Annotated in this window: 22 protein-coding genes, 1 other RNA gene and 1 pseudogene; 10 read left to right on the plus strand and 14 right to left on the minus strand. The window is 32.1% G+C overall.

Annotated elements, in window-relative coordinates; translation table 11 throughout:
* Window positions 1-4: 4 nt before the first annotated feature.
* The 13 genes from P8625_RS05880 to P8625_RS05940 all read right to left on the minus strand — a co-directional run bounded on the left by P8625_RS05880 (window position 5) and on the right by P8625_RS05940 (window position 10980).
* Entirely contained in the window at window positions 5-865 is an 861-nt protein-coding gene (locus tag P8625_RS05880) for a mechanosensitive ion channel family protein (protein WP_279652549.1), read from the minus strand.
* A complete protein-coding gene (locus P8625_RS05885; RefSeq protein WP_279652550.1) occupies window positions 865-3573 on the minus strand; it encodes a DNA gyrase/topoisomerase IV subunit A in 2709 nt (902 codons plus the stop codon). Before P8625_RS05885 ends, P8625_RS05880 begins: the two co-directional genes overlap by 1 nt.
* A gap of 52 nt (window positions 3574-3625) precedes the next feature.
* Window positions 3626-4156, minus strand: a complete 531-nt coding sequence (locus P8625_RS05890; protein WP_279652551.1) for a hypothetical protein — start codon at window positions 4154-4156, stop codon at window positions 3626-3628.
* Window positions 4157-4169: 13 nt separating this feature from the next.
* The gene (locus P8625_RS05895; protein ID WP_279652552.1) at window positions 4170-6026 is read right to left on the minus strand and encodes a DNA topoisomerase IV subunit B; all 1857 of its coding nucleotides are present in this window, start codon (window positions 6024-6026) and stop codon (window positions 4170-4172) included.
* 92 nt (window positions 6027-6118) lie between these two features.
* On the minus strand, window positions 6119-6355 hold the full coding sequence (locus P8625_RS05900) for a hypothetical protein (RefSeq protein WP_279652553.1): 237 nt from the start codon (window positions 6353-6355) through the stop codon (window positions 6119-6121).
* Between the two features lie 51 nt (window positions 6356-6406).
* The gene (locus P8625_RS05905) at window positions 6407-6781 is read right to left on the minus strand and encodes a hypothetical protein (protein ID WP_322790510.1); all 375 of its coding nucleotides are present in this window, start codon (window positions 6779-6781) and stop codon (window positions 6407-6409) included.
* A gap of 419 nt (window positions 6782-7200) precedes the next feature.
* Entirely contained in the window at window positions 7201-7761 is a 561-nt protein-coding gene (locus P8625_RS05910) for an SH3 domain-containing protein (RefSeq protein ID WP_279652554.1), read from the minus strand.
* Between the two features lie 81 nt (window positions 7762-7842).
* A complete protein-coding gene (yidD, locus tag P8625_RS05915; RefSeq protein WP_279652555.1) occupies window positions 7843-8127 on the minus strand; it encodes a membrane protein insertion efficiency factor YidD in 285 nt (94 codons plus the stop codon).
* Between the two features lie 87 nt (window positions 8128-8214).
* Window positions 8215-8448, minus strand: a complete 234-nt coding sequence (locus tag P8625_RS05920) for a hypothetical protein (RefSeq protein ID WP_279652556.1) — start codon at window positions 8446-8448, stop codon at window positions 8215-8217.
* Window positions 8449-8607: 159 nt separating this feature from the next.
* A complete protein-coding gene (gene rny, locus P8625_RS05925) occupies window positions 8608-10173 on the minus strand; it encodes a ribonuclease Y (RefSeq protein ID WP_279652557.1) in 1566 nt (521 codons plus the stop codon).
* A 46-nt stretch (window positions 10174-10219) separates the two neighbouring features.
* Window positions 10220-10327, minus strand: a non-coding RNA gene (gene ssrS, locus P8625_RS05930) — 6S RNA.
* A gap of 59 nt (window positions 10328-10386) precedes the next feature.
* Window positions 10387-10674: a cell division protein ZapA gene (locus tag P8625_RS05935; protein WP_279652558.1), complete on the minus strand. Its 288-nt coding sequence runs from the start codon at window positions 10672-10674 to the stop codon at window positions 10387-10389.
* 15 nt (window positions 10675-10689) lie between these two features.
* The gene (locus P8625_RS05940) at window positions 10690-10980 is read right to left on the minus strand and encodes a hypothetical protein (protein WP_279652559.1); all 291 of its coding nucleotides are present in this window, start codon (window positions 10978-10980) and stop codon (window positions 10690-10692) included.
* A gap of 148 nt (window positions 10981-11128) precedes the next feature.
* On the opposite strand from P8625_RS05940, the gene P8625_RS05945 reads away from it, so the two are divergent.
* From P8625_RS05945 to P8625_RS05980, 8 genes and pseudogenes are all read left to right on the plus strand, one after another.
* Window positions 11129-12820: a M23 family metallopeptidase gene (locus tag P8625_RS05945; protein WP_279652560.1), complete on the plus strand. Its 1692-nt coding sequence runs from the start codon at window positions 11129-11131 to the stop codon at window positions 12818-12820.
* A gap of 11 nt (window positions 12821-12831) precedes the next feature.
* A complete protein-coding gene (locus P8625_RS05950) occupies window positions 12832-15276 on the plus strand; it encodes a TonB-dependent receptor (protein WP_279652561.1) in 2445 nt (814 codons plus the stop codon).
* A gap of 785 nt (window positions 15277-16061) precedes the next feature.
* The gene (locus P8625_RS05955; RefSeq protein ID WP_279652562.1) at window positions 16062-16637 is read left to right on the plus strand and encodes a Crp/Fnr family transcriptional regulator; all 576 of its coding nucleotides are present in this window, start codon (window positions 16062-16064) and stop codon (window positions 16635-16637) included.
* Window positions 16638-16722: 85 nt separating this feature from the next.
* Window positions 16723-17561: pseudogene (gene arsM, locus P8625_RS05960) on the plus strand (arsenite methyltransferase).
* 86 nt (window positions 17562-17647) lie between these two features.
* Window positions 17648-18139, plus strand: a complete 492-nt coding sequence (locus tag P8625_RS05965; protein WP_279652563.1) for a hypothetical protein — start codon at window positions 17648-17650, stop codon at window positions 18137-18139.
* A 250-nt stretch (window positions 18140-18389) separates the two neighbouring features.
* Window positions 18390-19553 carry a helix-turn-helix domain-containing protein gene (locus P8625_RS05970; RefSeq protein WP_279652564.1) on the plus strand — a complete coding sequence of 388 codons (1164 nt, stop codon included), beginning with the start codon at window positions 18390-18392 and terminating at the stop codon, window positions 19551-19553.
* 79 nt (window positions 19554-19632) lie between these two features.
* On the plus strand, window positions 19633-20292 hold the full coding sequence (locus tag P8625_RS05975) for a serine hydrolase domain-containing protein (RefSeq protein WP_279652565.1): 660 nt from the start codon (window positions 19633-19635) through the stop codon (window positions 20290-20292).
* Entirely contained in the window at window positions 20259-20810 is a 552-nt protein-coding gene (locus P8625_RS05980; RefSeq protein ID WP_279652918.1) for a serine hydrolase domain-containing protein, read from the plus strand. Before P8625_RS05975 ends, P8625_RS05980 begins: the two co-directional genes overlap by 34 nt.
* A gap of 124 nt (window positions 20811-20934) precedes the next feature.
* Here the strand turns inward: P8625_RS05980 and P8625_RS16240 are convergent, their stop codons facing one another.
* A complete protein-coding gene (locus tag P8625_RS16240) occupies window positions 20935-21186 on the minus strand; it encodes a transposase (RefSeq protein WP_322790511.1) in 252 nt (83 codons plus the stop codon).
* A 348-nt stretch (window positions 21187-21534) separates the two neighbouring features.
* On the opposite strand from P8625_RS16240, the gene P8625_RS05985 reads away from it, so the two are divergent.
* Both P8625_RS05985 and P8625_RS05990 read left to right on the plus strand, forming a co-directional pair.
* A complete protein-coding gene (locus P8625_RS05985; RefSeq protein WP_279652566.1) occupies window positions 21535-22134 on the plus strand; it encodes a hypothetical protein in 600 nt (199 codons plus the stop codon).
* A gap of 400 nt (window positions 22135-22534) precedes the next feature.
* Window positions 22535-23686, plus strand: coding sequence for an alpha/beta hydrolase-fold protein (locus P8625_RS05990; protein ID WP_279652567.1), 1152 nt, complete (start codon window positions 22535-22537; stop codon window positions 23684-23686).
* The last annotated feature ends 287 nt before the right edge of the window (window positions 23687-23973 follow it).

A 23973-nucleotide genomic window follows, 5' to 3' on the forward strand; every position in this document is an offset into this window, starting at 1 on the left:
ATTCTTAGGAAGTCATTGTAATTATTTTGTGAATCGGTATTGGTAATGAAATTCCTTCTTCTAAAAAGCGCTTGTGCACGGCTTCTTTTAAAGCACATTTAATCTTAAATTCCTGAAAAGGTTCATTTAGCCACACATAAGCACGAATGTGAATATACTCTGGATATACATCAATAACACGAACATCTATCTGATGTATATCTCTTATAACTTGGTCTGGTGTACGATTGTCTATAACTGATGGTAATTTTACAGCTTCTTCTTGTATAATTTTTCGTACTAAATCAATATTTGCCTGTAACCCAATTTTAAAATTATTAAAACTCAACACATGAGAATCTTCAATGGTATGATTTAATACAGAATCGGTACTAATAACAGAATTTGGGATGATTAAACGTTTGTTTTCAAAATTGTTTATTACTGTATGTCTTAACGTAATATCTTCTACAATTCCTACACGGGTGTCGTCTAACTTTATATAATCTCCTACTCTAAAGGGTTTAAATATAACAATAAATGCCCCTGCAATTAAATTCGATAGGGCAGCTTGGGCAGCAAAACCTATAATTGCTGCTATAATACCTGCTCCTGAAAAAATAAAAGTAGCTTTACTTCGAAAAGCAGGCACGGTCATAATTATATAAATGATGCTTAAAAGTCCGACTATAAAGGTTACTGAATTGCGAAAAAATTGAATACTCGTTCTGCCAAAACGATCTTCTTTTTTATGTTTAATTAGTTGCCAAACTACCGCTCTTACAATTCTTGACACAACCCAAGCTACCAATATAACTACTAAAATATATCCTAAAATACCGAAAAAGGTATCGAGGTTAAAACGATATGTTGATAGCTCACTCATTAAAATAATGCTGTTTGACTTTCGTCATCTATGTCTTTTTTCTTCTTTCGAAGTGCTTTTTCTAAAGCTTTTTTTGCCTTATCTTCTTTAGACTCCACAAACTCTTTAGGTTTTGTTTCTTCTACTTCCAAAGGCAATACTTCTTCTTTTATTTCCTCTTCATCATTAACTTCAATATCTTCAACTTTAGCTTCTTCGGGTTCATCATAGGGTAGCGATTCTAACAAATTAACGGTTCTTATCTTTTCGGTTGTTAATTGGTTTCCTTGTGCTTTAATTCCTTTAATTGCGATAAAGTCTTCAAAATTTACCTCTATGTTCTCTAAACTTCTTTTAGAAAAAATAACCTCCGCTACTGGACGATAATCTGTAGCTATAATTTCTAATTTTGATTTTTCATCTTCAGATATAAATAGTTCCTCTTTATCTGGGGTTTCCACTAAAAATCGCTTTACAAAATAACGTTCTTTAATTCCGTCGAAATAAATTGCAGAAATCGGTTTATTGGGTTTCCACTTTTCTAGCACAATCATATCATTTTCAAAGTGCATCGCTAAATCTGGTGATACGGCTTTGATTTTTCCTGATTGTGTAGCTATTAAAATTTTATCTTCTGCTTTGAACTCTCCTAACAACTCTCCTCTACCGTCTACGTTCAAACGCTGTACGGTATCGTCAAACCAAATTTTTCTTGGTTTTAGTGTCGATACTCCCGCTTCTTTAAACTCTACTTTTTTAACCGAGTACTTGGTTACTAAATTACCTCGAACTCCGCGACCTTTTACCGCTAAATCGGCAAAATCTATATCCCACTTTAGTTTTTTAACACTGCCTACTGCTCGCAATAAAATAGTGACTACCTCAGCTTCTCCATTAGAATTGGCGGTAAAATAGAGCACCTTCGATTTTGGATTATCGTTTCCTAAATTGTATTCCTTATCTCTTGTTACCGACGTTACGTTAAATCGCTTCATGTACGTAGCGCCTTTTGCTCCATCACGATAAATCATGTTATACACGGTACGCTTGTCTTTTTTCTTGAAGACTGCGACATGAATAATCCCTTTTCCTACAAAGGTTTTAGCGTCTACTTTGGTGACCATCATGGTGCCGTTGTCTCTAAACACAATAATATCGTCGATATCGGCACAATCGGTAACATACTCGTCTTTTCGTAGCGAGGTTCCTATAAATCCTTCTTCTCTATTTACGTACAGTTTTGAGTTTCGCATGACTACTTTGGTCGCAACGATATCATCAAAAATGCGGATTTCTGTTTTGCGTTCTTTTCCTTTTCCGTATTTTGCTTTTAGTTCTTTAAAATAGTCTATGGCAAAATCAATTAGATTGTCTAAATGGTTTTTAACCTCTGTTATTTTTTCTTCTAAACTTTCAATAAATTGTTTTGCTTTATCAATATCGAACTTTGAAATTTTCTTAATTCTTATTTCTGTTAAGCGAACGATATCTTCTTCGGTTACCTCTCTTTTTAAATGTTTTGTATAGGGTTTTAATCCTTTATCAATAGCTTCAATGACTCCTTCCCAAGTTTCTACTTCTTCAATGTCGCGGTAAATTCTGTTTTCAATAAAAATACGTTCTAAAGAAGCAAAATGCCATTGTTCTTCTAATTCGTGTAATTGAATTTCTAATTCACGTTTTAGCAGTTCTACTGTAAAATCTGTTGATTTTTTTAGAATTTCGCTAACACCGATAAAAATAGGTTTGTTGTCTTCAATAATACAGCACAGTGGTGATATTGAGTTTTCACAACTGGTAAAAGCATACAATGCATCGATAGTTTTGTCTGGCGATACATTAGGCGGTAAGTGTACTAAAATTTCTACCTCAGCAGCCGTGTTATCTTCAATCTTTTTGATTTTAATTTTTCCTTTATCGTTGGCTTTTAAAATACTGTCGATTAGCGAAGAGGTCGTAGTTCCAAACGGAATTTCATTAATAACCAGTGTTTTCTTATCCAATGCTGCTATTTTGGCACGTACTCGAATTTTCCCTCCTCTTTTTCCATCTTTATAATCGGTAACATCTACGATACCGCCTGTTAAAAAATCGGGAACGATGGTAAAACTTCTTCCTTTCAAATATTTGATAGAAGCATCGATTAATTCGTTAAAGTTATGAGGTAATATTTTGGTTGATAATCCTACCGCAATACCTTCTGCTCCTTGCGCTAACAACAACGGGAATTTTACGGGTAAGTTTACGGGTTCTTTTTTACGTCCGTCGTACGAGGCTTGCCACTCGGTAGTTTTGGCGTTGAAAACAACATCTAAGGCAAATTTAGACAATCGTGCTTCTATATAACGAGAGGCTGCTGCACGGTCTCCTGTTAGGATATTTCCCCAGTTCCCTTGCATATCTATCAGCAGTTCTTTTTGCCCCATTTGTACCATGGCATCGGCAATTGAAGCATCTCCGTGTGGGTGGTACTGCATGGTATGACCAACAATGTTTGCTACTTTATTATAGCGCCCATCATCTAAGTCTTTCATAGAATGCATGATACGACGTTGCACGGGTTTGAATCCGTCTTCTATAGAGGGGACCGCACGTTCTAAAATTACATACGAAGCATAGTCTAAAAACCATTCTTTATACATACCTGTAACCTTGGTAATGGTTTCGGTGTTCTCTATTGGTTTATCTAGTTCTTCGTCGTGTTCGTACTTGTTATGTTCTTCACTCATGTATGAATGTTTCAACGTTTATTCGTTAAAAAATATTTTTATTTATTGATATTTAGTTAGTTATATAATACTCTACATCTAAAAGCTCAAATGAATTGGCGTACCCCAAATCTCTATTTTCTTCTACATCTAAAGTTACCGTACAACTTGAATTCGCTTCAAGAGTTGTACAAGGCGGATTCACTAAGTTTTCATAATTTGTTGAAAACTCTAAATCGTCACTAAGTATTCTAAAATAAGCGACTCCATTCACAGCATAATTATTGGGATTATTTAATTTTATTTCGAATTGTAACCGAGATGTATTATTACCGGTATCTGGGGTATATTCAAAACGGACTACTTCGTACGTAAATCCTTCTAATAATAGTGGTGCTATTTTGATAGGCTCTATTATTTCTTCTACATCACAAGGTACTTCTTGCTCAATATCGTAACGATACGTCTGATTCCATACTATATAGAATTGTGGGATAGTGATTGTTTTCACACAATCTTCATCGTCATTTGAAGAACAACCGACAGCTATTACTACAAAGAATACAAGTAGTATTTTATAGTACTCTAATCGTTTTATTTCCATGTTGCTTTTTATTTTAATTTTCTTCTACTAAATCCAACTCCACTTTTAAGTTGTTTATAATAAACTTCTGTCGGTCGGGTGTGTTTTTACCCATATAAAACTCTAGCATTTGTTCTATCGACATTTCTTTGTCTAACATTACGGGGTCTAGACGGATATCGTCTCCGATGAAATGCACGAATTCATTAGGAGAAATCTCCCCCAATCCTTTAAATCTAGTAATCTCAGGTTTGCCTCTTAATTTTTCTATTGCTGCTTGTTTTTCTTCTTCTGAATAGCAATAAATGGTTTCTTTTTTATTTCGTACTCTAAACAGCGGCGTATCTAAAATATACAAATGTCCTTCTTTAATTACTTCTGGAAAGAATTGTAAAAAGAAGGTAATTAATAACAAACGGATGTGCATACCGTCTACATCGGCATCGGTTGCAATTACAATATTGTTATAACGCAAATCTTCTAAGCCATCTTCTATATTCAATGCTGCTTGTAAGAGGTTAAATTCTTCGTTTTCATATACTATTTTTTTAGACAATCCGTATGAGTTTAGGGGTTTTCCTTTTAAACTAAATACCGCTTGCGTGTTTACATTTCGTGATTTGGTAATCGATCCACTTGCCGAATCTCCCTCGGTAATAAACAAGGTAGTATCTAAATAGCCATCTTTTTTGGTGTCTCCAAAATGGATACGACAATCGCGTAGTTTTTTATTGTGCAAACTAGCTTTTTTAGCACGTTCGCGTGCTAATTTTCGAATTCCTGATAATTCTTTTCGCTCTTTTTCAGCTTGTAGTATCTTTTTTTGGAGTTTATCAGCTACTTCGGTGTTTTTATGTAAATAGTTGTCTAATTGTGTTTTTACAAAGTCGTTGATATAGGTACGAACGGTCGGTAAGTCGCCTCCCATTTCGGTAGAACCTAATTTTGTTTTTGTTTGACTTTCAAAAACGGGCTCCATTACCTTGATAGAAATCGCTGAAATAATGGATTTACGTACATCGGAGGCATCAAAGTTCTTCCCGAAAAATTCTCGTACTGTTTTTACAACTGCTTCTCGAAAGGCATTTAAGTGTGTTCCTCCTTGGGTGGTATTTTGTCCGTTTACAAACGAATGGTATTCTTCTGAATATTGTGTTTTACTGTGGGTAATGGCTACCTCAATATCATCGCCTCGTAAGTGAATTATTGGATACAACATATCGTCTTGATTATTGTTGTCTTCCAATAAATCTTTTAATCCGTTTTCTGAATAAAATTTTTCTCCGTTAAAAACTATGGTTAATCCTGGGTTTAGATACACATAGTTTTTTAATAGTTTAGAAATGTATTCAGGGCGGTATTTATAATTTTTAAAAATAGTGTCGTCTGCAATAAAGGTTACTTTGGTTCCTTTTCTGCGTGAGGTTTCTTCTAAAAACTCCTGATTGGTTAAATTCCCTTTTTCGAACTCTGCAGCAGCTGATTTCCCGTCACGAGTCGACTCTACTCTAAAATAAGATGACAACGCATTTACTGCTTTGGTACCTACCCCATTTAAACCAACAGATTTTTTAAAGGCTTTAGAATCGTACTTTCCACCCGTATTCATTTTTGAAACTACGTCGACCACTTTTCCTAGCGGAATACCACGCCCGTAGTCACGCACGATTACTTTATTTCCTTGAACAGAAACTTCGATGTTTTTACCACCTCCCATGACAAATTCGTCGATAGAGTTGTCTAAAACCTCTTTAACCAAAATGTAAATTCCGTCATCTGGTGATGATCCGTCTCCTAATTTACCAATGTACATTCCTGGACGCATACGAATGTGTTCTTTCCAGTCAAGTGAGCGTATATTGTCTTCGGTATATTGTGTTTCTTGCGTCATAAAAATCGTGTAAATTTGAAGTCTTTGCTAAAATACCACTTCGCCCGAAAAAATAAAAAACTCTGTTCATATAGTTATCAACAGAGTTCGTTTTATTTCTTTTTTAATTCTTTTTCTTCCCATTTACACAGCAGTCTACCAAATTTTTTTACTCTTTTTTCGGTACTTTCTTTGATGGCTGTTTTACAGTTAGACAATCCTCTACACTTTTTTTTAAAATGGTAGCTTGTACTCGCTACACTACTACAGATATATACTTTTTTATCTTCTTTTTTCTGAAACGCGACTAACATACTCAAAAAGAGCAGGATTATTACGATTTTCTTCATTGGTTTTTAATTTGGTTGCTTTAAAGTTTATAAGGTTGAATTCGATTTATTCTAATTAACATTTTCTACGTCTAGTTCTTTGTAATGATTTATTGTTTTTAAAAGAGTAAATCTTGATTTTGAAGTATGGAAGTATCTAAACAATTGTGAGTTGTGTGTATTCAAGTCTTCTTTCCAATATTTACATTCTATGAGTAAAACAGGAATATTATTTTGAATAATTGCATAAGCTACTTTTTCCCCTTTCTTCAAACCAATATCTGCCGTAAATTCTGGAATTACTTCTGTTGGATTAAAAATATCGTAGCCTAACAAATCTATAAATGGTAGCACAAAGGCTGTTTTGGTGGCTTCTTCTGTTTCTATCTGCTCTTTTAACGTGATAATTTTTTGCGACAGTGTTTTTAGTTTATTGGTTAGTTCCATTTTCTTTATATTGAGTTATGAATAATTCTTCTTCTATTTTTAAATTTTTCCTTTCACTCCTATACAACTTTCAATAGCCCAATATGTTTTCTTGGTGATCGTATTGTATCGTGAAGTTTTTCTAACTTTTTTCTCCAAATAAAATAGTGGAACGCACTTAGTGCCAACCTTAGTACTACTACCAGTATTATTGATGTGACATTAGGTAGTCGTGTTTTTAATACAATAAATGCCACTATGAATAAATATGCAATGTGAGCTGGATACTCGTATAAAAAAGTAACATCTAGAATAATTAGCAATAGAATGATTAATGGTATTATCTCGTTTATTTTTGAAGCAACTAGTTCCATATCCCAAAACTAAACTGTTTATAAAACAAAACCTTACGGAAAACCGTAATGAACTTAAATTTAAAGTTACTCTTCTACCAAAAGGACTCCACTATAATGTACAAAACCAATTGCTTTTGTTTTCTTCACTTTTACTTTAATCCATTTACCATGTGTAGATAACAGACTTAACTTTTCGCTAAAATTTAATTCTTGTATTACGTAATAAGAAGTATCGGGTCCGCTCCTTAAGTTTAAGGAATTTTGGTTTACCAATAATATTTTTAAATAGTAGGGTTCTTCTTGTATTATCGTATTTGTAGTGTTACGACCGTCAAAAATAGTTCTTTCGGTAGGTTTTGGTCTTGGGTAGTTTTTACGAGAATTTGAATAGTTTCTTGTTTGATTTCTTCCAGAACACACTCCGCATGAACCTCCTTTGCTACAATGTTTACAATAGTTACAGTTTTTACATGCCCTACAGTTTGCAGAACCTGTACACCTAGCTTCAGGAGAAACATAACAACCGACTATAGCCGTGTTGTATACATTTTCTTGAACATTGTCTTTTCTGGCAATAATCACCAAAGCAGCTATTACCATAAGTGACGATGCGAGTAGTAACACTTTTCTGTTTAGCTGATCCATAATACAAAAGAGCTTGAATTTATGGTGTCTAAATTAGCTCTTGTAAAACATAAAACCTTACGGATTTCCGTAGGGTACTTGTCAGTATAACAATCGTTTTGCTATGTTCTCTTCGTCTACTACCTCTCCATTCTTTAGTAACAGCTGCTTTTTCTTGTTTACAGGATTCGTATATAGTTCATAACCGTAAGTGCAATTTTTAAACCGATACATGAGTGCCTTAATTCCTGCTATAAAGCCGGTATTTTTAGTTTCTTCATATACGTAGTGCGAGCATGACTTTCTAAAAATACAGCGAGGTGGTTTGTCTTTTGGCTTGAACTTCCAATAGGACTTTATTCCAAGAAGTAATAAGTATTTCATCATGCTTTACTAAAAACAATCATCTTTCTAGTTTGTCTTTTGGCTTGAACTTCCAATAGGACTTTATTCCAAGAAGTAATAAGTATTTCATCATGCTTTACTAAAAACAATCATCTTTCTATATGCTGTATATCCTGGTTTCGCTCCAAAACCAAAACAGCCTGCATCTGGAAATAAATAAGTTTCTACACTCTCTAACCTAACATATTGCCAACCTTGATTTGAATAATTTTCTATAATATCTTCTAACTGTTTTGCTATTTTTTTTGAATTATCTTTCTCTCTAGTTATAATAGGATAAAACGGTACTACTTTATATTCCATATTTTTTAAATTAATGTTACTACAAACCTACCCCGATAAAAACACAAAACCCTACGGGTTTCCGTAGGGTTTCAATTAATATAATAGTCGTTTTTGCTATTTTCTTTTTTTTGTAATACTTCTCTATTCTTTAATAACAGCTGTTTCTAGAAGTTTGAATTACTTTGCCACATTCACTGCTCTTGTCTCTCTAATTACCGTAACCTTAACCTGACCTGGATACGTCATATCGTTCTGAATTTTTTGAGAAATATTAAATGATAATTCTGCCGCTTTGGTATCGTTTACTTTAGCACTTTCAACCATAACTCTTAATTCACGTCCTGCTTGAATAGCATAGGCTTTTTGTACTCCGTTAAATCCAAAAGCGATATCTTCTAAATCTTTTAAACGTTGTATATAAGAGTCTAATACTTGACGACGAGCTCCTGGTCTTGCCCCTGAAATCGCATCACATACTTGTACAATAGGCGCCAACATTGTTTTCATTTCAATCTCATCGTGGTGAGCTCCAATTGCATTACATACATCTGGTTTTTCACCGTATTTCTCTGCCCACTGCATTCCTAATAAAGCATGTGGCAATTCACTTTCAGTTTCTGGCACTTTACCAATATCGTGTAATAATCCAGCACGTTTAGCAGCTTTAGCGTTTAAGCCCATCTCTGCAGCCATAATACCACATAGGTTTGCTACTTCACGCGAGTGTTGTAACAAATTTTGACCATACGAAGAGCGATACTTCATACGTCCAATTGTTTTAATCAGTTCAGGGTGTAAACCGTGAATTCCTAAGTCGATAACAGTACGTTTACCTACTTCGATGATTTCTTGAGTAATCTGTTTTTCGGTTTTCTTTACAATTTCTTCTATTCTCGCTGGGTGTATTCTTCCATCGGTTACCAACTTATGCATTGACAAACGAGCAATTTCACGACGTACAGGGTCAAAGCAAGATAAGATAATCGCTTCGGGGGTATCATCTACAATGATTTCTACACCTGTTGCCGATTCTAAAGCACGAATATTACGTCCTTCTCGACCAATAATTCTTCCTTTTACATCATCAGACTCTAGATTAAAAACAGAAACACAATTCTCTACTGCTTGTTCTACTCCTACCCTTTGAATTGTATTTAAAACTACCTTTCTCGCTTCTTGTTGAGCCGTCATTTTAGCCTCTTCGATGGTATCTTGTATGAAAGACATCGCATCTGATTTTGCTTCATCTTTTAACGATGCTACTAATTCTGTTTTAGCTTCATCTGCTGATAGTCCAGAAATTTGCTCAAGCATATCTACATGGCGCTTGTGCATTTTTTCTAATTCTGATTCTTTTTTTTCTAGAAACTCTAACTTAAAATCTAAATCAGCCTCTTTTTTCTCTAACTGTTTATTAAGTCTTTTGTTTTTATCGAGCTCTGACGATACTTGGCTTTCTTTGTCTCTTATTCTTTTTTCTACATCGGAAACTTTCTTTTCTCTAGATAAAATTACTTTTTCGTGCTCAGATTTTAGTTCTATAAACCGCTCTTTAGCCTGTAAAATTTTATCTTTTTTTATAGCCTCTGCCTCTACTTTGGCCTCTTTTATAATACTGTTAGCCTCTTTTTTTGTTTCCTGTATTAATTTATTTGCATTAGATTTTTCTAGCATTTTAGCTATAAAAAAACCTACTGCTGCTCCTATAATTCCTGCTAAAACAAGAAATAATACTCCCTCCATAATTTTGATTTTATTGTATAAAAAAGCCTACATTAATAGGGTTTTAAAACTCCAAATAACAAGTTTAGGACTAACTGATTGATCAAGGATCCGAAATAAAATCGGCATGCTTTACTAATCACGACTCATCCTTTATAATTGAATAACGTTGAGTTTAACAAACAATGTACTAATGTAGGCAGTATATTTAAATTATATATTTTAAAGAACGTTTTATAAATGATTTTCTAGCAAGTTAGTCAATTCATTTATCTTTTGCAATACTTCGGTATTTTCTTTAGTATTTTTTAACGATACTATTTCTGCTTTTGATGCAAATTGCAACGCACTCATTGCTAATACATCTTGCTTATCTGCTACCGCATAACTTTGTTCAAACTTGGCTATTAATTCGTTAATATTTTTTGCTGCTTTGCGTAATCCTTCTTCTTCGTCAACACTATTCACACTTAAAGGATATGTTCTACCAGCTATTACTACATTAACTTTTATTTTTTCCATGTAAAGAACTCATTGTTATGTATTCAAAAGAGTAATACATTTATCAATCTCTCGAATTAAAGCATTTATTTTGAGTTTTGTTTCTCTTGTATTTTCATTACTGCCTTCAATAGTTTTGGCAATTTTTAGCAAATTAAATTGTCTTTGCTGTTCTTTTAATTGCTTATCTCTTTCTTGTAATAAAATCTGTAATTCTGCATTATTTTGAAGCAAAACTTTGTTTTCTTCCTTTAAAAACTCATAATTTGAAAGTAAGTTTTTTAACTTATCTTCCAACAAATGAATTGCTTCTACTGTATTACTCATTTATTTTAGAGAATAAAACTACATTTACAAAGTTATTAATATAACTTATAATTAACAACTCTTTTGTTATTTTTTACCAAAACACTGATTTTCAACCTTTAAGATTATTCTCATATTTTTAGTAGTTTTGTATAAAAACCGTTGCATTTTGAAACTTTATTTTTCTATTATTTTATGGCTATTTGTGGTTTGCGGATTTGCTCAAAATCAGTATCCTAGAAATTACTTTTCAAACCCTCTAAAAATTCCTACTGTATTTGCAGGTACTTTTGGCGAACTGCGCAGTAATCACTTTCATTCAGGAGTAGATATTAAAACACAGGGTAAAGAAAATATTCCTATTTATGCTCCTGCAGATGGGTATGTTTCGCGCATTAAAGTGCAACAATATGGTTTTGGCAAGGCTTTGTACATCACCCACCCTAACGGATACACTACTGTATACGCACATCTAAAACGTTTTGAACCAAAAATTCAACAATATGTAAAGCAAATTCAATACAACAAAGAAAAGTACGCTACGGGGAATCTTTTTCCTAAACCGGATGTGTTTCCTGTAAAAAAAGGGCAAATTATAGGCTATACTGGTGATACTGGAAGTTCTGGGGGACCTCATTTACATTATGAAATTAGAGACACTAAAACAGAGCATATTATCAACCCTATGCTTTTTGGTCTTACTGCTGAAGATGATAAAAAACCCACCATTCAAAAATTAATGGCATACCCATTAAGCGACGATGCTAGAATTAACAACTCTTTCCTAGAATCTACTATTTCTTTTAAAGAAAAAGAGAGTGGTAACTATGTTGCTGAAAGGATTACGGCTAGTGGTACTATTGGTTTTGGTATAAGTGTTTTTGATCGATTGAATGGTGCTTTAAATAAAAATGGCATTTACAGCTTAGAAATGAAGGTAAATGGCAAGCGTGTGTATTATCACGATGTTGAAACTTTTTCTTTTGCTGAAAGTAAATACATCAATTTGTTAATCGATTATAAGCACTATAAAAAATACAGAACTAGGGTACAGAGAACATATAAAGTAAACGCAAACAGACTGAGCCTATACGAAGATTTAGTAAATAGCGGAAAGGTTCATATTGAAAACGGAGCCAACTATACGATTGAAATTATAGCCAAAGACTTTAAACACAACACGTCAAAAATGCGAATACCCGTTAAAGGAACTGTAAGTAACTTAGTATTCAAACAAAAAGACACCACAAATTATAAAATTATAGCAGCTAACTTTAATAAATTCCATCAAAAAAATGTAACTATTGCCTTTCCTAAAAACACCTTTTACGAAGATTGTTTCATCGATTTTAAGGTTGAAAATGGCATTGCTAAAGTGCACGATGCCACCATTCCTTTAGACAAACGTTATACACTCACTTTTGAAACTTCTTTTTTAACTGAAGAACAAAAGCAACAGGTATACATCGCCAACGTTACCAATCCAAAATATCCTAGATACACTTCAACAAGAAAAAAAATAGATAAAGTATACACCACTACGAAGCTTTTAGGCAGTTATGAGTTACGTTTTGATACAGAAAAACCTACTATACAACTGTACAATTTTAACGATAACCAATGGATTTCTAAAAATAAAACCTTAAAGGTTAAAATTAAAGATACCCAAACGGGTATTAAGAATTACCATGCAACTATTGATGGTGAATGGATTTTAATGGAGTATAATCATAAAAAAGGTATTCTTACCTACGATTTTAATGATAAAAAGTTGGTAGGTAGCAAACATATTTTTAAACTTGTAGTCTCTGACAATGTGGGAAATACTGAAACCATTTCTGCTACATTTTTTAAAAAGTAAATTAAACAAACTTGAAAAAACTCATTCTTTTATTAGTATTTCCTTCACTCGTTTTTTCGCAGCAAACAGCTACCGTAAAAGGAATCATTACCAATAAATTCAACACTCCGATTGAAGGAGTCGCAATTTCTTATCTATCAAAAGGAACAACTACCAATGCTAATGGAATGTACCAATTTACTATTCCTACACGAAAAACAGTAACTGTTACATTTACTCATGTTTCTTATAAAACTTTAGTGAAAAAATTTACCTCAAGGGGTAAAAAAAACTTTAATTTTTCACCCACATTACAAATTAAAAGTCAAGAATTAGAAGAAGTAATTGTAAAAAACCAACAAAAGGAAGCACAGGGCATTACCAAGATAAAAACTGAAAAAGTAAAAAATATACTCGGTGCCAATGCTGGAGTTGAAAACATCTTAATGACACTACCTGGGGTAAGTAATAACAACGAACTAAGCACCCAATACAATGTTCGTGGCGGTAATTTTGATGAAAACTTGGTATATGTAAACGGAATCGAAGTATATCGCCCATTTTTAATTCGCTCGGGTCAACAAGAAGGATTGAGTTTTACCAATCCACACATGATTCAGAACATTAGCTTTTCTGCCGGTGGTTTTCAAGCAAAATACGGTGATAAATTATCTTCTGTGTTAGACATCACCTATCGCAAACCTACTGACTTTGGAATTCAATTAGACCTCAGCTTATTAGGGGGAAGTTTTACTATTGAAGATGTTTTTGCCAACAATAAACTAAGTGCTATCATAGGTGTTCGCTATCGTGATAATAGTTTATTTGTAAATAGTAAGCAGACTGAAGTAAACTTCAGGCCTCAGTTTACAGATGTGCAATCGTTTTTAAGCTACCAAGCTACTGATAAACTTACATTAAACTTCTTAGGCAACTTCTCGCTAAACAATTACAACTATAAACCAATTACTCGTAAAACTCGATTTGGCACCTTAACAGACCCTTTAGAATTGATTGTTTTTTATCAAGGTCAAGAACAAGATCGTTTTCAAACGTTGTTCGGAGCTTTGTCTGCTGACTATCAAATGAATGACAACCTAAAATTAACGGGTACAATTTCATCTTTTAATACACAAGAAGAAGAATATTTTGATATTGCTGCAGCTTATGCCATAGGAGAAGTAAATAGCAACCTCGGTTCTGAAAATTTTGGAGAGGTTGATTTTTTTCAAGGCATTGGTTCACAAATTAATCACGCACGTAACGATTTAGATGCCTTAATAAATACCATTCAATTAAAAGCAACGTTAAGAGATGGCGACAATGAATGGAAAGCAGGTATGAAATACCAAACAGAAAACATTAAAGATCGCATTCGTGAGTGGGAAGTAATCGATTCGTTAGGCTTTTCTGTTCGTCCGCCACATCACACCCCAAACAATCAACCCTACGAACCTTTTACAGGTCCTATAGAACCTTATAGAAATGTAAGAGCTGATAATGAAACAGACATCAATCGAATTACTGGTTTTTTACAATTTAGCAGAAAAACAACGTGGAACGATCATCAAGTATGGTTAAATCTCGGTGTTCGCTCTCATTATTGGACTGTAAAAACTGCTTCTACAGATACCTATTCTCAAACAATATTTAGTCCTAGAGCACAATTTGCCATTAAACCTGATTGGGAGAGTGACATGCTGTTTAGAATTTCTGGAGGATGGTATGCACAACCTCCTTTTTATAGGGAGTTACGTGATTATGACGGACAAGTTCAGCCCAAGGTAAAAGCACAAAAATCAATTCATATCGTTGCCGGAAATGAATTTAGTTTTAATCTGTGGGAACGTCCTTTTAAATTAGTTACTGAAATATATTATAAAGATTTAACCGATGTGAATGCCTATTCGGTAGACAATGTGCGTATTCGCTATCGTGCCGATAATGTTACTGATGCGTATGCATACGGATTGGATGTTCGACTCAATGGAGAGTTTGTTCCTGGTAACGATAGTTGGGTTAGTGTTGGCTATTTAAAAACGGAAGAAAACATAAATAACAGAGGATTTATTGCTAGGCCCACTGACCAACGTTTTAAACTTGGGGTACTTTTTCAAGATTATGTACCTAATTTACCTGATTTAAAAGCGTACTTAAATCTTGTTTACAACACAGGTTTACCAGGAGGTGCCCCTGCCTATGCCGATGTATATCAATTTCAAAATCGCTTGAACGATTACAAACGTGCCGATGTCGGAATTTCTTATGTTTTTGCCGATGCGAACAAGCAATATAAAACCGGATTTTTACGCAGTTTTAAAGAACTTACTGCTGGCCTAGAACTCTTTAACATTTTTGATATTCGCAACTCGAACACCAATACCTGGGTGCGTGATGCTTACAGTAAAAATCAATACGGCATTCCAAATTACATGACTGGTAGGGTATTGAATTTTAAAGTAGGAATGCAATTTTAAAAACGCCGTACATTCAATGTTTACAATCATCACTTTTAAGGTGTTTATGAGTCTGCGATTTCTTTGCTGATTTAAAAAAGAATTAAATCCAACGTATTGATCGTACTGTTATGGAGAAAAAGAATAATAGCTTAGAAAAAGATTTTTCCATGTAAAATCTAAGTCGTTAATACGTAGCCCAAGAGGGTTGAATTGAATCCATACAGATTTGAGATTGGTAGGATAGCCGTAGTATCAGCGACCCATATCGTGGTGTTGACGGAGCATGCCGTGATAGCTGCGCCCCATGCCGTAGTATTAGCGGAGCACGCGGTGATAGGTGCGCTCCATGCCGTGGTGTTAGCGAAGCATGCCGTAGTATCTGCGACCCATGCCGTAGTATTAGCGGAGCATGTCGTGATAGCTGCAACCCATGCCGTGGTATTAGCGGAGCACGCCGTGATAGCTGCGACCCATTTTTGTGATATAAAAACTGTTCCTACTCTAAAAAGTAACTTTTATAACGTAAATAGTTAAGCTTGTGGGATTCCGTAAGATTGTGTGGGAGGAATGTTTTAGATTCGCAAGAATTGTAAGAACAACTCGATTTTTATAATTAATTAACAAATAGCAATAACTCGTTAATAACTTTACTTTTGATAAAGCATTGGTTTTGATATATTTGATAGCGTATAATCATTGTTAAATTTTAGGTTATCCCATGTTTTTATCGGGATAACAAAACTAAAGTTTGGTATAAAACGAGTTACCTGCAATGCGACCAAAACCGACAAACAAGCTGAATATTGATTAATAATTTCAAAAAATTTATAAAACAAATAAGTCCAATTTCTGACATAGAATTTGAACAGACAGTTTCTACCTTTAAAAAGCAAACTTTAAATAAAGGTGATTTTCTTGTACAACAAGGAAAAGTTTGCAAACAAATTGCATTTATAAATAAAGGTATCTTAAGAACTTTTTATCTCAACGATAAAGCAGAAGAAACCACATCTTGCTTTTGCACCGAAAACAATTTAACAACTTCTTACAAAAGTTTTATACTTCAACAACCTTCTACTCTTTCTCTTCAAGCATTGGAAGAAACAGAACTTTTGATAATTGATTACGACAATTTACAAAAATTATATAGTACAAGTATTGTTTGGCAAACTATTGGTAGAGTAGTTGCGGAGAGAGAATATATTATTATGGAAAAGTATGCTTCGGTGCTTAATAACGAAACTGCCAAAAAAAAATATTTAAGACTTCTAAAAGAACAACCAAGTGTTCTACAAAAAGCAAAAATAGAAGATATTGCTTCTTATTTGGGTATTACAAGGCGGACTTTATCAAGAATACGACAAGAAGTTTCTAAATAAACATTTGAGGACATTTGTCCTTTCAACCCTTTTAAAGTTTCCTAACCTTTGTGTTGTAATTTATTGATAATTAAAACATAAAAAAATGGATAACAATCAAATTCAAAAAAAAGTAAAAACTGGCTATGCAGATATAGTTAAGAGAAATACTAAAAAATCCTTTCTTCCAAATATTTTTCAATGTTGCGATCAAAAAGAAATCGCAACTCACATTGGAAAGAAAATTGGGTACAGCGAAGAAGAATTAAAAAATGTTCCAGAAGATGCCAACTTAGGAATTGGTTGTGGCAACCCAACTGCTTTGGCATCTATTAATAAAGGTGAAACTATCTTAGACCTTGGTTCTGGAGCAGGTTTTGATTGTTTTTTAGCATCAGGAAAAACTGGTGAAACAGGAAAAGTTATTGGAGTGGACATAACACCTGAAATGGTAATACAGGCAAAAAAAATGCTAAAAAAGGAAACTATAATAATGTAGAATTCAAAATTGGGAAAATTGAAAATTTACCTATTGAAACTAATAGTATTGATTTAATTATTTCTAATTGTGTAATCAATTTATCAAATCAAAAAGAACAAGTTTTTAAAGAGTCTTTTAGAGCCCTAAAACCGAATGGTAGAATTATAATTTCGGATATCATTTTGCTTAATGACTTACCTAAATATATAAATAATTCTTTAGATGGACATATTGCTTGTTTGGCTGGAGCAGTAAGTAAAGAAGAATACATCAATGCTCTTTCTAAAGCAGGTTTTACAGAAATAAATATTGACAAACAAACACATTTTCCAATGGAATTAATGTTAAATGACCCAATTGCAATAAAAATTATTAAGGAAAATAATTTAAGTAAACAAGAAATTGAAAATATTTCAAATTCTGTTGCAAGCATTTCTATAAGTGCAAAAAAATCTAGATTTTAGTAAATGGAAATATTATATTATTTGATAATAGTTTGCTTGATAGGGTTTATGATTATTGCAAACTATGATGGTTTATACTTACATCTTTGGAAGTAAGCGAATTGTTTAATAGAAATGAAAGTGTATTTGAGCACAAAACACATACAACAAGGGCTATTTTATTTCCTCTAATACTTTGGCTTTTATTTGTAAATGTAGATTCTATTAGTTTTTGGTTAGGAATAACTTTATTTATTATTGACCTTATTGTATTAGGGATTGATGCTTTTTCAGAAAAAGATAGTAGAAAATCAATTGGAGGCTTACCAAGATGGGAATATATTTTACATCTTTTTGTAAATAGTTTTCATTTTGCATCAATCCTTTTAGTTATAGCTACAAGAATAGAAATAACTGAATTTAATATAAAAATTAATGAAACTTTAAATAATAGTTTCGGACAGCAACTAACAAAAACTATAGCAGTTAATATTATCCCTGGTGCAATTCTAATGGCTCTTACTCACCTTATATTATTGCATCCAAAAGGAATTCAAATTTGGAAATTTATTAGAAATAGAAACAAGCAAAGCAGGTAACAAAGTATAAAAATAATAGCGGGTAAAGTGCCAAATTTAAAGCAAGTATCTTTGTACAAAGTTTAGTGCTAAGCTGAAAGTAAAGAGCCTTGAAATCCGCTACTATTCTTATACAAAACGTTGCCCACAATTTAACCACCTTTTCGCTAGGACTAATAGTTATTGATTTTGATTAAATTTTATTCTTCCCGTGAAACTGAAATTCATACTCTTCTGTATTATTAAATTATATTTGCCTATTTATATTTAAATGGATTTTTCAATTTTAGGAATAACAACAATTTTTATATTATTTACTTCGTTTTTGTTAGCGTTATTTCTTTTAACAGTTAAAACATCTAACAAAAAAGCAAATACATTTTTAGGGATTTATTTTTTGGTTTTTGCAATTCATATTAGTGTTTTCTTTTACCATAAATATATTAGCCTACCACCAGATTTAGAAATGCTTCGTGACCATATTTCTTTTTTTACAAGCCCTTTGTTATTTTTATATATAATATCTTCTATATATTCAGATTTCAAATTAAAACCTAAACATCTATTACATTTATTGCCTTTTATAATCCAAATATTAATTTTTTCGCCAAGGTTTTATTTTGCAGATATAAGTACAAGAAATTTTTTACTTGAAAATTTAAACAATACTATAGAAGGAAGGTTATCTATAATTTTTGGGTTATTTATCGCTCTTTTTTATTTAGTTGCAATGTTTTTAGAATTAAGAAAATACAAACAATTACTATTAGAAAATTATTCAAATAAATCTGTTTTCAACTATAAATGGTTATATCAATTATTAGTGATATTAAGTGTTATTTATTGTTTTTCATTATTAAAACAACTTTATAAGCTATATGGAACTGATGTTGAGATTTTAAATATTTTAAGATTAACCCTTACTTTGTTTTTACTTGTTTTTTTAACTTGGATTGTTTTAAAAAGTATGTATCATCCAGACCTTTTTAGAAATATTAGTTCAGAGCATAGATTAGCAAAAAAAATTTTAATAGAAGATAACATACTCAATAAGTTAGAAAAGGATAGTAGTGAAGATGTTAATAGATTATTAGAGTTTATGGAAACCGAAGAACCTTACCTCGACGCTACTTTAACTTTACAAAAACTTGCGAATAAATTAGAATTACCAAATCGTGATGTTTCAATATTGATTAATCATAATTTGAATCAACATTTTTTCGACTTCATAAACCAATTTAGAATAAAAAAAGCGCAGAGTATTCTTCAAAATCCAAAAAACAATCAGTTAACCATACAACAAATTATGTATGATGTTGGGTTTAATTCTAAATCCTCTTTTTACACAGCTTTTAAAAAGCAAACAGGTGTAACCCCTTCTGAATATAGAAAAACCAAGGATTCGATATCGCAAACAAGCGATAATAAGGAGTAAAAAGGGTTCGACTTTACGTAGTCGAACCTTTTAAAATGATTATAAGTTTTTATTTGTGTTGAATTAAAAACACAACAATATGAAAAACTTATTTTTAACACTTTTGTCTCTATTCTTTATCTGTTCAAGTTGTAAATCTCAAAATAGAAAATCAAATAAAGTAATAGTAGACGGTAATAAATCAGTTGAGATTTATAGTGATGCAATCGGGAAAGAAATAAAGCAAATCATAGATAAAAACGCAAAAGAACTTTTAAAAGATTCTTTAATAAATTCTTTGTCTATTGGCCTATATATAAACAATGTTTCCTTTGCATTCAATTATGGAGAATTAACAAAAGGAAAAGGAGACATTCCAACAAATAAAACCATATATGAAATTGCTTCAGTTACAAAAACATTTACTGGCACATTAGCAGCAAAAGCTGTTTTGCAAGAGAAATTGAATCTAGAAGAAGATATAAGAACCTATTTATCTCAAGCATATCCTAATTTAGAATATAAAGGAAACCCCATTAAAGTTAAGCATTTACTAACTCATACTAGTGGATTACCAGGACATGTAATAGCTTTAGATACTAAAATAAATCAAAACTCAAATGAAATAGATTTTAATAAAATTGTGGTTGCTCACGAAAACAAAAAAACAAAACCCCTTTTTTTGAAAGTCTTTCCAAAATTAAACTTACTAAAAAACCAGGAACTATATTTAGTTATTCAAATGCTGGAACAAATTTAATGGGGTATATATTAGAAAAAGTATACGAAGAACCTTTTCAAAAGTTAATAATGAATGAAGTAGTCGCAAAGGCAAAAATGGAAGACACTTATTTCAATGTTCCTAGAAACAAACGAGATAGACTTGCAAATGGTTATCTATTAGGGAAACCAATGCCAGAAACTAATTTAGCCAATACGCTTTGGGGAGCAGAAGGTGCACTTAAATCTACCACTTCAGATATACTAAAATATATAAGTCATCAGTTTAAAAATGACAAAATTGTTGAAGAATCTCACAAAGAGATATTCGAAATTGATACTGATTATTGGATAGGTTATTTTTGGTGGTGTATAGAAAATCAAAATTACGATTTACACTATAGGCACGATGGCGGAATTTCTAGAGCAAAAAATGTATTAGCTATTTTCCCCGAAAATAAAATTGGTATTTCTATTTTCACTAATGAATCTTCCGTTAATGTGAATCAAAAGCTAAATGATTTGATGCATAATATTTATAACGAACTTAAAAAATAATTTACTTTTTGGAATTTAAAAACTGTGGGCAACAACGGTAGCTGATGCACAACCCCCAAATTTCAAAAAATGGAATTCATTTTAAAGCTATGTAAGGGCTTTATTTAGAACGAAGCCAAAATTTTTAACTCCTTATTTTGCTTTTTTCTGAGCTTAAAACGAAATTTATTAAGTGATATCGTACTTTTTTTAACCAAAACACAAAAGCAACCGCTTTGGCCTCAGTTTTAGTAGACTTACCCAAGAATTTTAATAGTTTTTTAATGTTGTATGCAGCCCCAGCCATGAGCATGCACTTGTTCGCCCCATCGATACCCCTAACATTTACTTTGCGCAAGCCCATATACTGCGTGAGAGTTCCAAAAACAGGCTCCACAATTTAATCTACGATAAAAGTTTTCTTGGGGTACATGCGCACTCAACTGAAAGGAAGTGAACAGTTTTTCTTGATACGTTTTTTTGACTTGCATGATTAAATATACGATTTATACATTTGAAAAACAACAACTTAACAGAAAAAAAACTCTTCTATAATGCAAAAAATAAATCGTATATTAGGGTTGTACAACAGGCACAATGGCTATAAGTAATTGCTAGTTTGAGTCTACTTACGAAAGTCCTCGCAGACTTTCTATCTGTGATTTATTTGCTAGATTAGTGCTTAAACACACCACAAATTATACACAAACACGTTGCCAGTAATTAAAAAAACGAAATGAAAAAAATGAAAAAAACTATTTACTTTTTAGCAATTTTGACAATTATAAGTTGCGAAGTAATTGAAATTAATTGTAAAGAATTTGATAAATCTAATGTCATTCTTGATTACTCAATGTTCCAAGAAGAAAATGACAATTATAATTTTATTAATCAACAAAATGACACAGTAAAATTATCTTCCTCTGGTAGATATTTTTCAGAAAGTTATATTGAAAGATGTGGAGGTTTTGCAGACCCGAATTGTGATTGCTTTAGTTCTTTTGAGGAAATATACAGAGTAAACGATTCTTTATTTTTTAGAACACAAATCACAGCTTCGATTTTGGAAGATGAATCTGAATTTATTGACATAGATTACTCTGTAAATTATTCTAGATATAGTGAAAGGAGATTAATTAATAACAAAGAAATAATAACAAATAAATTTAATGAAATTACGCAAGAGGAATTAATCCTAGATAATTATAAATTTACAAATGTTATTGAACTAAACTTGATTAAGCACGAAAGAGATAATTCTCTAATTAATCAGTTAATAATAAAGAAAAATGAAGGCTTAATAGCTTTTATGAAAGATGGAAAAATATACTTGAAGGAAAAATAACTACTGCTAACACCGGTAGCTGATGCACAACCCCTAAATTTCAAAAAAATGGAATTCATTTTAAAGCTATTTAAGGGTTGTATTTAGAACGAAGCCAAAATTTTCAACTCCTTATTTTTGTTCTTTTAGAAAGCTTACAACAAAAGATGTTAAGTAATAGTGTATAGTTTATTGTAAACATCCTCAAAAAAAGGACAATTATTAATTCGAATTTACTAACGTAAAATTCAAAGGGTGATTCTAAAAAGCAACAAAAAGTGTAATTAAGCTATACAACCAAGTAAGATTACCTGTATCTTTAAGTCATAAAACAACGAATATGGTATATTTAAAAACAGCGTAAATTCAATTTTTAACCTGTAGCCATATTTCAGGACTAAACATTAAAAGAAACTCTCAGATGAAGATTGCAATCTTGTTGTTATTATTTAGCATTTCTTCCATAACATATGGACAGAAAATAGACACTCTGACTTTTTATTCAAAAGCCTTTCAAGAAGAAAGAACTGTATATCTTCACAAACCAGAATTTTACAAATACAAATCGGATTCAGTAAAGCTTCCTGTAATCTATTTACTTGATGGACAACATGAATGGTTTGTTAACCCGATACTTTCAGACATAAAATATTTACAATATACGCATGAAATCCCCAATGCAATAGTTGCTGTTGTTCCTCATAAAAATCGGAATAAAGAATGTGGTATTGTAGATTTAAAAAGCGAATTACCACTTGATGCTTTTATAACGAACGAATTAGACAAAGAGCTATTAAAAAAGTATAACCCAAGTGATATAAAAGTAATTATTGGACACTCTTTTTCAGCATCATTTTCACTCTATTCATATTATAACCATCCAGACTACTACACTTCTGTAATAGCAAATACACCACTTGATGAATTGGAATTGTTGGTTAGCAGTTTTCAAGGGAATAATAAAATAGAAAAAAGTAAAATTTCTATAAGCATAGGTGGAATATCAGGGAACAAAGACTATTACCACCGGAAAAAATATAATGAACTAAAAGAAAAGCATCCAGACTTTTTTAATTCAATCAACATCTTTGAAGCCGATTATTCTGCACATAATGCTGTGCCAATTGTATCGACATCTACTCTTCTAACAAGAGTCTTTCAAAATTTTAGAGATAGATACACGCATATTGCAAAAGTCAATGAAGAATATAAATTGATTTCTGTACCCGAAACACCAGAAAATGAAGTTGAAAAGGTAATATCAGCATCAAAAATTGGAGCTTCTTTTTATCCACCTGAATTAGCAGAAATTAATGGAATTGCTTCAAGATACTGGAATAGCGATTATAATGATATAACTACAGAAATTTATAAATTGGGAATTAGATATTATCCTAATTATTTTGAGTTTTATTTGTCACTCTACGAACTAACTAGAGATAAGGACAAAGAAGAATCCAGAGAATACTTGGAAAAGGCAGAGTCACTTTTAAATAGGATTGAGAGTGATTGGGAAGGTAAAAAGGCAATTATTGAAGAAATAAAAGCTGAAAAAATAAAAAACGGCTGGTAACAATGGTAGCTGATGCACAACCCCCAAATTTCAAAAAACGGATTTCCTTTTAAAGCTACCTAAGGGCTTTATTTAGAACGAAGCCAAAATTTTTAACTCCTTATTTTCTTCTTTTAGAAAGCTTACAACAAAGGATGTTAAGTAATGGGGTACATTTTTTTGAACATCCCCAAAAAATAGTACAGTTATAAATTCCATTTTACGAACGTCAAATCCAAATGGTGATTCTGAAAAGCAACAAGAAATGTAATTAAATTATACAACAAAATAAGATTACCTGTACCTTT

The organism is Tenacibaculum tangerinum, from assembly GCF_029853675.1.
Classification (GTDB): Bacteria; Bacteroidota; Bacteroidia; order Flavobacteriales; family Flavobacteriaceae; genus Polaribacter; species Polaribacter tangerinum_A.

What these genes read in the sequence shown, in the direction of transcription:
- P8625_RS05885 (WP_279652550.1), bottom strand. Translation starts at nt 3,573, where the DNA reads ATGAGTGAAGAACATAACAAGTACGAACACGACGAAGAACTAGATAAA.
- P8625_RS05990 (WP_279652567.1), top strand. Translation starts at nt 22,535, where the DNA reads ATGAAGATTGCAATCTTGTTGTTATTATTTAGCATTTCTTCCATAACA.
- P8625_RS05970 (WP_279652564.1), top strand. Translation starts at nt 18,390, where the DNA reads ATGGATTTTTCAATTTTAGGAATAACAACAATTTTTATATTATTTACT.
- P8625_RS05985 (WP_279652566.1), top strand. Translation starts at nt 21,535, where the DNA reads ATGAAAAAAACTATTTACTTTTTAGCAATTTTGACAATTATAAGTTGC.
- yidD (WP_279652555.1), bottom strand. Translation starts at nt 8,127, where the DNA reads ATGATGAAATACTTATTACTTCTTGGAATAAAGTCCTATTGGAAGTTC.
- rny (WP_279652557.1), bottom strand. Translation starts at nt 10,173, where the DNA reads ATGGAGGGAGTATTATTTCTTGTTTTAGCAGGAATTATAGGAGCAGCA.
- P8625_RS05975 (WP_279652565.1), top strand. Translation starts at nt 19,633, where the DNA reads ATGAAAAACTTATTTTTAACACTTTTGTCTCTATTCTTTATCTGTTCA.
- P8625_RS05920 (WP_279652556.1), bottom strand. Translation starts at nt 8,448, where the DNA reads ATGGAATATAAAGTAGTACCGTTTTATCCTATTATAACTAGAGAGAAA.
- P8625_RS05940 (WP_279652559.1), bottom strand. Translation starts at nt 10,980, where the DNA reads ATGAGTAATACAGTAGAAGCAATTCATTTGTTGGAAGATAAGTTAAAA.
- P8625_RS05880 (WP_279652549.1), bottom strand. Translation starts at nt 865, where the DNA reads ATGAGTGAGCTATCAACATATCGTTTTAACCTCGATACCTTTTTCGGT.
- P8625_RS05895 (WP_279652552.1), bottom strand. Translation starts at nt 6,026, where the DNA reads ATGACGCAAGAAACACAATATACCGAAGACAATATACGCTCACTTGAC.
- P8625_RS05890 (WP_279652551.1), bottom strand. Translation starts at nt 4,156, where the DNA reads ATGGAAATAAAACGATTAGAGTACTATAAAATACTACTTGTATTCTTT.
- P8625_RS05910 (WP_279652554.1), bottom strand. Translation starts at nt 7,761, where the DNA reads ATGGATCAGCTAAACAGAAAAGTGTTACTACTCGCATCGTCACTTATG.
- P8625_RS05905 (WP_322790510.1), bottom strand. Translation starts at nt 6,781, where the DNA reads ATGGAACTAACCAATAAACTAAAAACACTGTCGCAAAAAATTATCACG.
- P8625_RS05900 (WP_279652553.1), bottom strand. Translation starts at nt 6,355, where the DNA reads ATGAAGAAAATCGTAATAATCCTGCTCTTTTTGAGTATGTTAGTCGCG.
- P8625_RS05935 (WP_279652558.1), bottom strand. Translation starts at nt 10,674, where the DNA reads ATGGAAAAAATAAAAGTTAATGTAGTAATAGCTGGTAGAACATATCCT.